This is a genomic window from Acetobacter tropicalis, from assembly GCF_001580915.1.
In the GTDB taxonomy this organism is placed as follows: Bacteria; Pseudomonadota; Alphaproteobacteria; order Acetobacterales; family Acetobacteraceae; genus Acetobacter; species Acetobacter tropicalis.
On record NZ_LHZQ01000214.1, the window covers coordinates 36554 to 50502 of the forward strand.

Genomic DNA, 13949 nt, shown 5'->3' on the forward strand with positions numbered 1-13949 from the left:
TTAGCGGAAATCTGCCCTGAAAGCAATGCTTCCCTTGCCCAGGCCGGATTGACGCCGCCCCCTGCCCCATGCAAGCCAGAACACAGGCTGCCACCATGCAGCCCTGTGTCATACGCCCCGCCAGCGCAGGAATGCCGCCCATGCCTGAGACTCCTCCCCAGCAGTTCGCCAGTGACAATTATTCCGGCATCTGCCCGCAAGCACTTGACGCCATTGTTCGAGCCTCTGCCGCAGGCTCGGCCCCGGCTTATGGTGACGATCCATGGACTCGGCTGGCTGAAGATGCCATCCGCACCCTGTTTGACACGGATGCCGCTGTTTTCTTTGTCTTCAACGGCACAGCGGCCAACGCGCTGGCTTTGGCGACCCTGTGCCCGCCTTATTGCAGCATCATCGCGACCGACATTGCCCATGCCGATACATCCGAACGGGGCGCGCCGGAATTTTTTACGGGCGGCAGCAAACTCATGACGCCCCCGTGCCCGGATGGCAAACTGACATCCGCCGCCATCAAGCTGTGCTGCCGCAAGGCGCAAAGCCCGCAGGCTTCCGGCCCGGCGGTGGTCACCATCACCCAGCCCACGGAAAACGGACTTCTGTACACACCAGAAGAAATCCGTGCGCTGGCAGACACCTGTCACGAGCATGGGCTGAGCCTCCATATGGATGGCGCGCGTCTGGCCAACGCCGTTGCCGCGCTGGGATGTTCCCCCGCTGCCATAACGTGGCAGGCCGGGGTGGACGCCCTGAGCTTTGGCGGCACCAAGAACGGCATGGCGGTGGGAGACGCGGTGGTATTTTTCAATCGCAAGCTGTCTCGCGGCTTTGCGGAGCGTGCCAAGCAGGGCGGACAGATTGCCTCCAAAATGCGCTTTATCACGGCTCCATGGCTCAGCATGATCAAGAGCGGTGCGTGGCTGGAAAACGCCAGACATGGCAACGCCTGCGCCCGCCTGTTTGCCACAGAACTGGCAGGCGTGACCGGCCTTGACCTTGCGTGGCCCGTACAAAGCAACGGTGTGTTTCTGCTGCTGCCTGAGCAAAGCATGAACACGCTGCGCGTAAAGGGCTGGCGATTCTATACCATGTTTGGCGGAGTAGCCCGCTTCCTGTTCGGGTGGGATGCAAAACCCGAGACCGTAAAGGCACTGGCGGCTGATATCCGGGCCAGTCTGCAAGCTTGATCCACCTCTTCCCTTGACATCTGGGCGGCTCCCCGGCTTCCTCCCGCCCATATAGATAACAGACAAAGCGCCGGGCCTGTGTGATAGGCAGGCCGGGCCACAGTTCAGGACCAGACAATGCACCCTTACCGTACCCATAGCTGCTCGGCCCTTCGCGCCAAGGATGCCGGCACAACAGCCCGCCTGTCTGGCTGGGTCCACAGCAAACGGGACCACGGCGGGCTGCTGTTTATTGACCTGCGTGATGAAACAGGCATCACTCAGATTGTTATTCCGGCAGGCGCACCCGCACTGGCGCTGGCTGAAAACACCCGTGTTGAAAGCGTGATCACGGTCACCGGCGATGTAGTGGAGCGCGAGGAAGGCACCCGCAATCCGGATCTGGCCACCGGGGATATTGAAGTCCGCGCCCGTGAATTTGTGGTGCAGTCCGCCGCTGCCGTGCTGCCTTTTCAGGTAGCAGGTCATGAAAACTATCCTGAAGATCTGCGCCTGCGGTACCGCTACATTGATCTGCGCCGTGAGAGCGTGCACAGCAACATGCTGCTGCGTGCCCGCGTTATCCAGAGCATGCGCCGCCGCATGACGGATCTGGGCTTTGTGGAACTCCAGACCCCGATCCTGACCGCATCCTCACCCGAAGGCGCGCGTGACTTTCTGGTGCCTGCCCGCATGCACCCCGGCAAGTTCTACGCCCTGCCGCAGGCGCCGCAGCAGTTCAAGCAGCTTGCCATGGTGGCCGGGTTTGACCGCTACTTCCAGATTGCCCCCTGCTTCCGTGATGAAGCCTCCCGTGCTGATCGCTCTCCGGGTGAATTCTACCAGCTTGATTTTGAAATGGCCTTCGCCACACAGGATGAAGTGTTCGCCACACTGGAAGATGTGATGTCCGGCCTGTTTACGGAATTTGGCAAAGGCCGCACGGTCAGCCAGGCACCGTTTGAACGCATCCCCTACGCCCGCGCCATGAAAGTCTATGGGTCTGACAAGCCAGACCTGCGCAACCCGCTGCTGATTTCCGATGTAACGGAAGACTTTGCCAATTCCGGCTTTGGTCTGTTTGCCCGTATTGCAGCCGATGGTGGCGAAGTGCGCGCCATTCCGGCCCCCGGCGCTGGTGACAAACCCCGCGCATTCTTTGACAAACTGAACAACTGGGCGCGCGAAGCCGGTGCTGGCGGCCTGGGTTATATTGTGTTTGCGGAAGAAGGCGGCAAAGGCCCGATTGCCAAGAATCTTGAAGCTGACCGTGTGGACGCCATCCGCACCAAGCTGGGCCTGAAGGCTGGAGATGCCGTGTTCTTTGCCGCAGGCAAAGGAGATGAGGTTGCCAAGTTCTCTGGCCAGGTGCGCACCCGCATTGCGGAAGAGCTGGACCTGATTGAAAAGAACGCCTTCCGCTTCTGCTGGATCACCGATTTCCCGATGTATGAACTGAACGAGGAAACCGGCCGGATTGATTTCTCGCACAACCCGTTCTCTATGCCGCAGGGCGGCCTTGAAGCCCTGAACACCAAAGACCCGCTGGATATCACCGCCTACCAGTACGACATTGTGTGTAATGGTATTGAGCTTTCCTCTGGCGCAATCCGGAACCATCTGCCGGAAGTGATGATCCGCGCCTTTGAAATTGCCGGTTACCCGGAAAGTGAAGTGGAAGCCCGGTTTGGTGGTATGCTGAATGCGTTCCGTTATGGCGCACCGCCGCATGGTGGATCTGCGCCGGGTGTGGACCGTATTGTCATGCTGCTGGCAGATGAACCCAACATTCGTGAGGTTATTCTCTTCCCGCTGAACCAGCAGGGCGAAGACCTGATGATGGGCGCGCCCGCCACGGTGCCGCCCGAACGGCTGAAAGAACTCTCCCTGGCGCTGGACCTGCCAAAACCGAAACCCACCATCAAAAAAGTCTGAGACTGGAGATTCCCCATCCGGCGTGGTTGCGTCTGCCCGCCGGATGCTCTTTTGTATGAGGCATGACCAGATTCTGCGTTTCTCTGCCTGAGCCCGCCTCCCTTTTTCCTGCCAGATATTTTTTTCTGCGCTTGAGGGGCTTTTCTCTGAAAAACGGTCTGGCAATCGGCCTTCTGGCAGCCGCTCTAACAGCCTCTGAAACAGCCAGCGCGGCCCAGATGCCCCAGCCTGCCCCGCAGGCCACATCCCCCTCGATACCTCTGACTGCCCAACGCGCCACCTATGATCTGACACTTGCAGAATCGTCAGGAGGCAACACTCTCTCTGCCACTGGGTCCATGACTTACAACGTGCATGACGCCTGCACCGCGTGGTCCACCCAGCAGCATCTGGACATTCAAAGTGCAACACGCAGCGGCGGGGCTGTAGCTATGGAATCAGATTACACAACGCTGGAAAGCAAGGATGGACGGCATCTGATTTTTCGGACGGTGCAGAAATCCAACAATGCCATTTTACAAACCATAAGCGGAGAGGCCACTCTGGAGCCTAAAAATGCAGGCGGTGTCGTGCATTATGAAAAACCCATCCGTAAGACACTCAAGCTGCCACCGGGCACTCTATTCCCCATGGCGCACACTGCCGCCATTATCTCTGCCGCAGAGCACGGCACCTCAAGCTTTTCTCCCCTCCTGTTTGACGGTACGGGAGAGGACGGTGCCCAATACACCTACATTACGGCATTTCACTGGGGAAAACCTGAAAGCACACCATCCTTTCCGGCCTTACAAAACATGGAGGCTGGCCGGGTCCATGTTGCCTTCTTTGGTCATGCGCAGGATGCCATTCTCCCCGATTATGAAATTGGCATGCGTTATTTTGCCAATGGCGTTTCAGACAAACTTGATATGGACTTTGGCGATTTCAGAATGGCGGGCACCCTTCGTAGCCTGACCATTCCCTCCAAGCCTCATCATTGCTGACCCCTACCCCAACAGCAATTTCCGCCCTCAAAGACGACGTGAAACATCCATACGGTCAGCGTAAGATTGGTTATAGCGCCTGAAAACGATGATACGAACCCAGAATCGCCTTACTGAACCTTGCGGCGCACCATTTTAATCGAAACACGAACAGAACGTTCAATAGCAAAACGGGCCACCTTGCGGCAGCCCGTTCAGTGTGGTCTTAAAGAACGTTACCACTTAACGCTTGGGCTGCTCCGTGCGCAAAACGCCAATCAGAGCCTGTAAGTCTGCTTGATTGGCCTTCAAGAGCGCAACATTCTCAGGCTCCGGCGTGGGCATCTTGCTGGAGGCCTGGCCGGGCGGCACGTTCATCAAGCTGCCTGTCAGACCCACGCATGTCAGGCTCATAACAAAATCACGCGGCGTAAAGCCATTGGCTTTCAGAATGGGCGGTAAGCCTTGCACTTTGCTGACCATGGCAATCTGATCATCCAGCGACATACCAAGATGGCCAGGCGGCTGAAGATTGGCGGCGTGAATGGCTTTCAGTGTATTTGTCAGACGCGGCAGAACACCCGGAGCCAGTTTGTAATGCAGCGCGGTATCCATATCATGCCGCATGGTGGCCATCTGCTCAGCGGTCAAGGCAGGCTGCTGCTGACCATTTTCTGCCGGGGCGGTCTGCGCTACGGCAACCTGCCCCGCTGCAACAAAAGCAACGGCGGCCAGAGCCATCATTTTACCAGAAGCCAGAACAGTTTTTGTTTTAGTAAGCATGTTTTTCAAATCCGTATTTATGCAGAAATAACCCATTCACCCTTACGCATCAGGGGCACACGCCCGCCTTGAGCATCAAGTCCATCCACATCAATGTCACCTGAACCAATCATCCAGTCGATATGGATCATGCTGCTGTTGGCCCCACGTGCAGCAAGAGCCGCTTCATCCTGCCCTGCGGTATCCTGCATGCATTTGGTGTAAGCCTGCCCAAGAGCAATGTGGCTGGCAGCATTTTCATCAAACAGTGTGTTCTGGAACAGGATACCGCTGCTTGAAATGGGGGAGGAATGCGGCACCAACGCAACTTCACCAAGCCTGCGTGCGCCTTCATCCGTATCCAGCACACGGGCCAGAACGTCTTCACCTTTGGCGGCGTGCATTTCCACAATCTTGCCGCCTTCAAACCGCACCCTGATCTGATCAATCAGAGACCCCTGATGAGAAAGCGGTTTGGTGCTGGCCACGTACCCGTCCACCTTCAACCGATGAGGAGTAGTGAACACTTCTTCCGTTGGAATATTGGGGTTGCAGATCACGCCGTTTCCAGCTTTTTCAGCCCCCCCGGCCCACTCATGCCCCTCTGCCAGACCGACGGTAAGATCCGTTCCCGGCCCGGTAAAATGCAGGGCATCATAACGGGCATTGTTCAGGAAAGCCGCACGCCGATGCAGGGTGGCGTTATGCTCAGCCCAATCCGCTACCGGGTCAGCCCCCGTCAGGCGGGACGCCTCAAAAATGGCCTGCCACAATCGCGCAACAGCCTGCTCTTCTGGCAGATCGGGAAAAACAAGAGTGGCCCATGCGGGGGTGGCAGTCGCCACAATGTTCCAGTTCACATCGAAATTGGTGATAATTTCCATGGCGGGTTTGTTTGCGCGGGAGGCCGCACGGCTGGCGCGGGAAATCCGCTCTGGGTCCTGCCCCGCCAGCAAGGCAGGATCTGAACCGGTAATTGCCATACGTGCGGCCCCTGCGCGGAACCCTTCCGTCATGCCTTTGGCCAGCCAGTCCGCCGCCGTATCAAAGGTTTCATCCTGCGCGTAACGGTAGCGGGCCAGTGTGGTCTCCGCATCGGAATAAAAGGTGGTCACCAGCGAGGCTCCCGCTTTGTAGGCGTGCTCTGTTACCCGGCGGACCAAAGGAACAGCGTCAAGGGGGGCGGTGATAATCACCTGCTGACCTGGCGCGACATTCAGGCCTGTGCGCACAGCGACTTCCCCCAGACGGTCCAGCATAGTGTCCAGTTGTGCACTGCCAGAGGCGTAGACCTCAGCGCTTCCTGTTTTCTGCTTATGTGCAGCGTCTGACATGCCGATCCTTCCTGCTGCGGGAGGAACTCCTCCCTTTACCTATTATGGCACCCACACCGCAGGGGTGAAGGGAGCCACCTTTCTTCCCTGATCGGATACTGAAGCAGGTCATCCGTCAACTCCCGGAGAGCACACGTCTGCCTTCCGAGCCGTGATCCGCACCCAAAACGGATAGTTATTGCCCCCCTTTCGCAAAGACGGAACCTGAGCAAAAACTCAACCCGGCAGGAGAACACGCTTGCAGGAGCTCAAGAAAAAAGGATGAGACAGGCAAGACAGAGGAGAAAGGCGCGTAAAAACCTTTCACGAGCTTTAGGAAGCCCTCTTCAGGCTTCGGGCAACAGCACCGGCTTAAGGGCAGCGGGCAAATAAAGAGGATGACACGGACGCCCATTGGCTCCCACCCGCATGGCATAAACCGGAATACCGTGCTGCTGAAGCATGCGCACTACCTCCGGCCCCCGCTCCCATAACGCCTTGAGATGAGGCGAGCCATACGCAGCAATCACCATATCCGCCTCTCGCGCCATGGCCAGCAGAGCAGCATCATTCTCCGGCCCGACCGGATCAGGCGTTTCGAGCAGGCGTTTCTGATCCGTGCAACGATAGGCAAAGGTATTGCCCACCAGAATACTGCCATACCCCCATGCCCGCGCATAACGCTGACACTTGGCCACAGTACGATCATCCCCATACTCTGTTGCAACGGACGGATTCATCATGAGCCACATGACGGAGGGACGACTGGCATCCCACACCCGTTTGAGCTGATAACGGTAACAGCGCTCCGGGCCACCATACGTAGCGGTGCTGACAACATCATCAGACAAGGTGAGTGGGCGGGATTCCCCCACATGATGGGCGTCAAAAAGGTCCGTCATAGCTTTTCCGGTTGGTCATCACACAGCGTCACAGCGCGCTGGCCCCCGTTTTACCCGGAATGCAGACTGATAAAAGCCACTTAAAGGCTGGGTGTAGGCAAGCAGGCATAAAAAAACCGCCTCACGGGCGGCAAAACCGATGCCGGACTGGCGTCATTCTCACAGGAATGACGGTCCGGGCACTCCCTGCACTGCCATAGGGCAGCCGGGACAGTGCATCTGGTCAGATAGGAAACCCCACCTGCTCAGGCAACGCGGTCTGACACAGCGGTGGCAACCATCAGCGTGGCAACAACCGGCAGGAAAGCAAGCATAGGAGCAACCGCGGCAAAGTTCACAACGGCGGCAACCATTTCATTTACAATTTGCATAGACATTATTCTGTTTCCTTAGATTTACTCGGTGAAGGGCTACAACCACACTTCCACCGGGCTCGACAACAGAAAAGTAGACGCTGCCTGCCATCGAAAAAACGCATGATGAATACTTAATTTTTTTGCTGTTTTTAAAGTAATCAGATGGCATTTATTGCGTATCAATATCCTATACACCATGAAAACCCGTAGTTTAAAAAAGATGCAAGGAGTAGAAAGAGACTACCCTCGGTCATCTTTTTTGATTATTTTTTGAGCATTTGCTTATTTGGGGATCATCACATTTTTATGATGAAAAAATCAGGTTTTTTGCTCTTTTTGAACCTTCAGCCCACCCATTCTGCCAGGTTCAGGCAGACCACTCACACTGCTTTTTCCGAGAAACCTCCCGATTCGAGTCTGACAAGCCCCTGCGGATGGCCCCAGACCCACGGCTCCCCCACCGCTTGCTTCCCACCGCATTTCATCCCAAGAACCATGCTCTTCTATGTCATGTAAGTGCGTAATGGATCAGCGATACCGCATTCCCCCTTTGGCAGCCCTGAATGCCTTTGCCGCCTTTGCCCGCACAGGAGGGATACGCCGTGCGGCGGCAGAACTGCGGGTGGATCACGCGGCTGTCAGCCGCCATCTGCGCGATCTGGAACAGATACTGGGCATTACCTTACGCGATCGCGCGACAGGAAAACTGACTCTGGCAGGGCACACCTATTACAACCAGATCGCCCCCCTCCTGGAGGGGTTGGCCCGTGCCACAGCCGATATCCGTCAACAGACACCTCATCTGACCGTAACGTGCGTGCATGGGTTCGCCTATCACTGGCTGGTGCCCCGGCTTGCGGCCTTCCGGCGAAACCACCCGCATATTGACCTGTTGCTGCGCCCGGTTGATGCCAACACGGCGTTTCACGGCACCGGTATAGAAACAGATAGCCATGCGGATATTTTCTATGCACGCGATGATGCCCCGCCCGCAGCACTCCGCACCTTGAGAAGTGTCGCTATTGCCCGCCCTCCGGTTTTTCCCGTGGCGTCTCCGGCATGCATAGCCGCTATGGGCGGTCAGCCCGCCAGACTGACAGACCTGCTTCAGGCCCCCCTCTTGCAGGAAGAAGATGATGCGGAATGGCGGCTATGGTTCAACGTGCAGAACGTGGACATCTCTCATGTTCCCAGTGCTGGCCGGTTATGGCAGGCACATATCACGCTTGCTGCCGCCCGGGCTGGGGAAGGTATAGCCTTGGGAAATGCTTTTCTGCTGGGGGACGATCTGGAAACAGGCCGTTTGGTGCGCATCCTCCCTACTAGGGAACCGCTCCGGGAAACGCCTTTGGGATCTTATGTCCTGCGCGCCACGGAACGCGCATGGGAGAAACAATCCCTTTCTATTTTCCGCGCATGGTTACTGGAACAGGTGGCAATACAGACAGTCAATACACCTGCCTGACGCGGCTTATTCAAACACGCCCCCCTTTAACGCCATCACGCACTCCGGCACGGCACGTACTGGTGTTTTTTTATCACCAGAAAGGCAAGAAAAAATCGCCTCCTCTTGCATCTATGAATCCATTACGAACCAAGCATGACCACATTGGCCCCGCATGCTGGCCTTTGTTTTTTGCACCATAAGGAGCCTTTACGGCATGAGCATCACCAACAAGGATCTTCTCGCCCGCCGCGCCAATGCCGTGCCACGCGGTGTTGCCACATCCACACCTGTTTTTGCAGATCGCGCTGAGAATGCGGAACTGTGGGACGTAGAAGGCCACCGCTACATTGATTTTGCTGGCGGGATTGCCGTGCTGAATGTGGGCCATCGTCACCCCAAGGTGCTGGCGGCTGTCAAAGACCAGCTTGACCGTTTCACTCACACGGCGTTTCAGGTTTCAGCCTACGAATCCTACATCGAACTGGCCGAAAAACTGAACGCCCTTGCGCCTTTTTCTGGCCCGGCCAAGACCATTTTCTTCTCCACCGGCGGGGAAGCGACGGAAAATGCCGTTAAAATTGCCCGCGCCGCCACCGGCCGCAACGGGGTGATTGCTTTCTGTGGCGGGTTCCATGGCCGCACGCTGCTGGCCTCTGCCATGACAGGCAAGGTTCTTCCCTACAAAGCACCGTTTGGCACCTTGCCGGGACAGGTTTATCACCTCCCCTTCCCTGATGGAGACGTAACAGTAGAAGACAGCCTGAAAATGCTGCACTTCCTGTTTGCGTCAGACATTGGGCCGGAGCAGGTTGCCGCCATTATTATTGAACCCGTGCAGGGTGAAGGTGGCTTCCGCATCGCGCCGCCTGCCCTGCTGAAGCATCTCCGCAGCCTCTGCGATGAACACGGCATCAAGCTGATTGCGGATGAAGTGCAGACCGGTTTTGCTCGCACCGGCAAAATGTTTGGCATTGAGCACTCCGGCGTTGAGCCTGATCTGGTATCTGTCGCCAAGTCTCTGGGCGGTGGCTTTCCCATTTCCGGTGTGATCGGACGGGCAGACCTGATGGATTCCGTGCCGCCGGGGGGCCTGGGCGGCACCTATGCCGGGGCACCGCTGGCCTGTGCCGCAGCGCTGGCCGTGCTGGATGTGATTGAAGAAGAAAAGCTGATTGACCGTGCAAACACCATGGGCGAACGCCTGAAGGCACGAATCAATGGCTGGCACAAACGCAAGGATATTCTCCCCGTCAGCACCGCACGCGGACTGGGCGCCATGATTGCGTTTGATATTCTTGAAAACCACGCTGGAGAAGAACAGTGCGCAGGCTTTGCCAGCAAAGTCTGTGCCAAAGCCTGCGAAAAAGGGTTGATCCTGCTCTCCTGTGGTGTAAAGGGCGCAACCATTCGTATTCTCACGCCGCTCACCGCTTCCGATGCGCTGGTGGACGAAGGGCTGGATGTGATTGAACAGGTTCTGGTTGAACTGGCCTGACCGACACATTCTCCTTTGAGACAAAAAAAGAGAGCCTCCCGTGGGGCTCTCTTTTTTGCTTTTGAACTCTCTGCGTCAGACAGATCCGCTCAGGCAGGACGGTCCGCAAGCCAGCAATCAAACCAGCGATAACGAGGGCAGCTTAATTATAAGAGGGTAGAAAACCTTCCTGCTCAGTCTTTCTGCCTTGCCTGATGAAGAGGCTGCATAGCCCCTTCTGCTTTTACGCTTGCTCTGCTGACTTGCCGGAAAACAGCCGGAACAGAGGGCCTGTAAGAGAGGTGGAAATAACTGCCAGCACCATCAGAGCAGCAAAGGCGAACTCCGAGATCATACCTTGCGCGTGAAGAATGGTCGCAGCCACAATTTCCATTAGCCCTTTACATTGCAACAACGCCCCTACACTCAGCCTCTGGCGCGATGTCAGCCCCGCCGCCGGAGGGAAAAGATAGACCGCGCCCATCTTGGTCACAATGGAAACTGCGACCAGCGCCAAAGACGCAACCAGAGAGGGCCATGTCAGGGCATCGCCATCAATTTTCAGGCCACTATGGCCAAAGAACATGGGAGCAAGCCAGATCAGGGCAAAGGTTCCCACTTCTTCCACCGGCAGGCGACGTACCCAGCTTGGCGGCATGATAGCTCCGGCAAAGTAAGCCCCGATCAGTTCATGCAAACCAAGCTGCATGCTGGCCCATGATCCGGCAGCCAAGTAGATGGGCACAGCCGCCCAGATCACAATAAGGGGCGGATGCCGGAAGTGGCGCGCAGCCCACCCTCCTGCTGATGCCAAGGCAACCAGCATGAGTACCGCCAGAAATTCCAGCCACGACCAGCTATGCAACGCGGACGGCCCTTTGGCTACAAACTGGAGAATAGCCAGCCCGATCCACAATGCGGCGTCATCAACCACAGCCAGTTTCAGGGCCAGTTGGCCTACGGCACGATGCGTGGGTTCAAGCTCACGCACAATACCAATCAGCACCGGCAACGCGCTGACGGCAATACACAACCCGAGGGAAATAGCGCCCAGCAGCGGCGAAACTTGCGGAGCTGCCCAACCGTGAAGAGGCAGAAAAAACTGATAGATCACCACAGATCCAATCAGAAACGGTCCACCGAGCGCCACAGCGGCGCCACCCAGCAGCCGGCCAAGCGAAGGAGCGGGAATAGCATCCTCTCCCTCTCCATGATTGGGGTTCAGCCACATTTCCAACCCGGCGGTAAATGCGAGCACAAGCACGGCAACCCAGCCGATATCATCCCCATAGACAGAGGGAATGCCCCAGCTTTCTACCGGCACATGCCAGACCGCCATCAGAATACCCAAAAGTATTGGCAGAACAACTATTGGTAATACTCTGCGTGTTACACGCCATAAAACCCACGGAAAGAGAACAAAAACACCAAAATCCGCAAAAAGAGATATTATTTTTTCCATTCTTGCCCTCCCTTTCGGATTAAAAAATATACATTTTCTTGCTTTTTATCATTATAAATTGATATTTCCAACCAATACCATCCTATCCCTAAATTTCGTTGATTTTTACCTAGTGTGCATGTTGTATCATTGAGCTTCGCCGCGCCACTCCGTTTTGCGGTTTTTTTGCGTGTTATCTTTATAATTCACTGTATTAAAAGAGGAATTTCCGCATCCCTCGTGCTTTACCCACACAGCAAAGGGAGCGGAAAGAAGGGAAGATAATTTTTCTTTTAATCCTCAAAGCCACCCAAGACCGGAATGGATATATCACCGCCATCCACTCTTGCGCGATAAAGCGTCTCTCCACCCTTGCCCTCGGAGGATTTCCCTACCCCCTTCAGAACACGCCTTCGTCATTGTGCCCATCTGACACACACGAGGCTTGAGAAAGAAACCGGGTCATACAACTCCAGCGAAAAGCCTCCTGCAATAATGAACAGGAGCACATAAAGCGCCATAGGCTAATGTGCGGCTGGATCAGAGAGTGCGCCTTCCCCCAAAAACCGCACTGCATGAAAAGGAAAGACGCGCGGGAGCTACCCCCTCACACGGGCTGACGCAAAATTCTCCAAACGCCGGACAAAGCTCTGTAATTCATCATGGTGCAGCAGAAATATCTTGTTTGTTTTCGCCAGTTGCTGCGCGGGAATGGTGTAAGGCGCATTTGAAACAACGGCTGCAAAACGGCCTGCATAATGATGCTTGGCTGCCGCCACCTGTTGCACAGCATCATTCCCCACGGCTTTGGAATAAAGTTTGCACTGCAAGACCAGGCGCAGGCCTTTTTTTGATGCGACAATATCCGCCCCCTGATCCCCACATTCTGAGGTAACAATTGCCTCCCACCCTGATTTTCTAAGAAGCTTTGCACAGTACCGTTCATAATCAAACGGATCCATGTCAGGGGAATAAATATCAGGATTACTGCTTTTAACCGGAACAGCGCGGGGTTCTGTAAAAGCAACCTGATCTAGATATGTCAGCAATAGAGGCGTGGCTTTTTCAAAATATTTTTCATACCCAGCCTTTGCGAAGCAGGCATACACCTCCCGCTTCATGAAGTCGGATTTTTCCTTGTTCCATTTATCATAAATAGTGGTGCCATAGGCATTCTGAAAGACTAATTGCTTCCGCCGGATTTGAAGACGATCAGCCAAACTATCAATCAGCCGCTTGCCAGTTTGCAGCGCCTTTCGGAACGCTCTCCGCCGACGATATGCTCCGCCAATTTTAAGCAGAACATACAACCCGGCACCCCACTCAACAAATTTTACAAGCCCATTCTGCCATCCCATCCGTTCAGACAGGATGTGTATTTTTTCCCGAAAAGTATGAATGGTATTTTTAAAAATATCTGTTTCTGGCAAAGCACTCGCCAAGCCGGGAACAAACGCGTCATTCTGTTCCTTGTGAACCGGACGGGACGCAGATGACTTCTGATTACTGCCATGGTGGTCTACCCGGAAAGACTCAACAGTTTGAACAAAATCCTGCTCGGCAGATGATGTATCACCACGAGACGTGACGGCGCGCCGGACAAAATACAAAGGGGGCAAGCCGGGTGTTGGGGGTGTTTTGCGCAGAAGCAGCACGTCCCCATTTTCAGCTATTTCATCCCACTGTCCGGCATCATTTATAACGTGGCAATCATAGAGTTTCTCAAATTTTGTGAGATCATGACCATGCTGCATCGCCTCATTGGCATCACGCGTGGCAGCAGGAGCCGCACAGGCAACTGTAGGGGCCGTTAACCGATAAACCGTTTCCGCTTGCGCCGGGCTTACCACAAGCGCGGCAACGCTGACGATATACCGGATCTTCACCTTGTTGCATCCCTTCAGTCTTGGAACCCGCAGTGCGGCACAACGGAGACGCAAAAAGGCGTTATCTCACAGGCTGCAACAGGATCGGGTAAATTCAATGTTCATTTTGGCTCAGATTACAGAAAAACTAAAGCCGCAAACCGCATAACATCTTGTAAAAACGGCTTTTCTTGGAAAAAGAGCCGCTCACTGGAGCACTTTCTTAACTTTCCACTCTCCTCAGAAGCCGTTTTCCTGATGGAAGAGAAAGAGAATCGGAGAAACAGCGCTCCTCCTCACATTCACACCATGGCGTGGCGTGGCGTGGC

The 13949-nt window shown here is 55.4% G+C and carries 11 protein-coding genes; 5 read left to right on the top strand and 6 right to left on the bottom strand.

Annotation, left to right across the window (positions count from 1 at the left end):
• Window positions 1–131: 131 nt before the first annotated feature.
• The 3 genes from AD944_RS11300 to AD944_RS11310 all read left to right on the top strand — a co-directional run bounded on the left by AD944_RS11300 (window position 132) and on the right by AD944_RS11310 (window position 4081).
• The gene (locus AD944_RS11300) at window positions 132–1184 is read left to right on the top strand and encodes a threonine aldolase family protein (protein ID WP_045541461.1); all 1053 of its coding nucleotides are present in this window, start codon (window positions 132–134) and stop codon (window positions 1182–1184) included.
• A 117-nt stretch (window positions 1185–1301) separates the two neighbouring features.
• Window positions 1302–3098, top strand: coding sequence for an aspartate--tRNA ligase (gene aspS, locus AD944_RS11305; RefSeq protein ID WP_045541458.1), 1797 nt, complete (start codon window positions 1302–1304; stop codon window positions 3096–3098).
• A gap of 131 nt (window positions 3099–3229) precedes the next feature.
• Window positions 3230–4081: a cell envelope integrity EipB family protein gene (locus tag AD944_RS11310; protein ID WP_236709126.1), complete on the top strand. Its 852-nt coding sequence runs from the start codon at window positions 3230–3232 to the stop codon at window positions 4079–4081.
• Between the two features lie 222 nt (window positions 4082–4303).
• Here the strand turns inward: AD944_RS11310 and AD944_RS11315 are convergent, their stop codons facing one another.
• The 4 genes from AD944_RS11315 to AD944_RS17590 form a co-directional block, all read right to left on the bottom strand.
• Window positions 4304–4843 carry a hypothetical protein gene (locus AD944_RS11315; protein ID WP_045541460.1) on the bottom strand — a complete coding sequence of 180 codons (540 nt, stop codon included), beginning with the start codon at window positions 4841–4843 and terminating at the stop codon, window positions 4304–4306.
• Between the two features lie 17 nt (window positions 4844–4860).
• The gene (locus AD944_RS11320; protein WP_045541456.1) at window positions 4861–6156 is read right to left on the bottom strand and encodes an aminopeptidase; all 1296 of its coding nucleotides are present in this window, start codon (window positions 6154–6156) and stop codon (window positions 4861–4863) included.
• A 326-nt stretch (window positions 6157–6482) separates the two neighbouring features.
• Window positions 6483–7037 (bottom strand): DUF1643 domain-containing protein, encoded by a 555-nt coding sequence (locus AD944_RS11325; RefSeq protein WP_045541455.1) that lies wholly within the window; start codon window positions 7035–7037, stop codon window positions 6483–6485.
• Between the two features lie 245 nt (window positions 7038–7282).
• Window positions 7283–7414 carry a hypothetical protein gene (locus AD944_RS17590; protein ID WP_254907078.1) on the bottom strand — a complete coding sequence of 44 codons (132 nt, stop codon included), beginning with the start codon at window positions 7412–7414 and terminating at the stop codon, window positions 7283–7285.
• A 502-nt stretch (window positions 7415–7916) separates the two neighbouring features.
• On the opposite strand from AD944_RS17590, the gene AD944_RS11330 reads away from it, so the two are divergent.
• Entirely contained in the window at window positions 7917–8858 is a 942-nt protein-coding gene (locus AD944_RS11330; RefSeq protein WP_045541454.1) for a LysR substrate-binding domain-containing protein, read from the top strand.
• A 196-nt stretch (window positions 8859–9054) separates the two neighbouring features.
• Window positions 9055–10335, top strand: coding sequence for a 4-aminobutyrate--2-oxoglutarate transaminase (gene gabT, locus AD944_RS11335; protein ID WP_045541453.1), 1281 nt, complete (start codon window positions 9055–9057; stop codon window positions 10333–10335).
• Window positions 10336–10558: 223 nt separating this feature from the next.
• On the opposite strand, the gene AD944_RS11340 is transcribed toward gabT, so the two are convergent.
• Together AD944_RS11340 and AD944_RS11345 are read right to left on the bottom strand one after the other, a co-directional pair.
• Complete coding sequence (locus AD944_RS11340) at window positions 10559–11776, bottom strand: cation:proton antiporter (protein ID WP_035377473.1); 1218 nt, start codon at window positions 11774–11776, stop codon at window positions 10559–10561.
• A gap of 578 nt (window positions 11777–12354) precedes the next feature.
• Window positions 12355–13641: a restriction endonuclease gene (locus AD944_RS11345; protein WP_052427081.1), complete on the bottom strand. Its 1287-nt coding sequence runs from the start codon at window positions 13639–13641 to the stop codon at window positions 12355–12357.
• Between the last annotated feature and the right edge of the window lie 308 nt (window positions 13642–13949).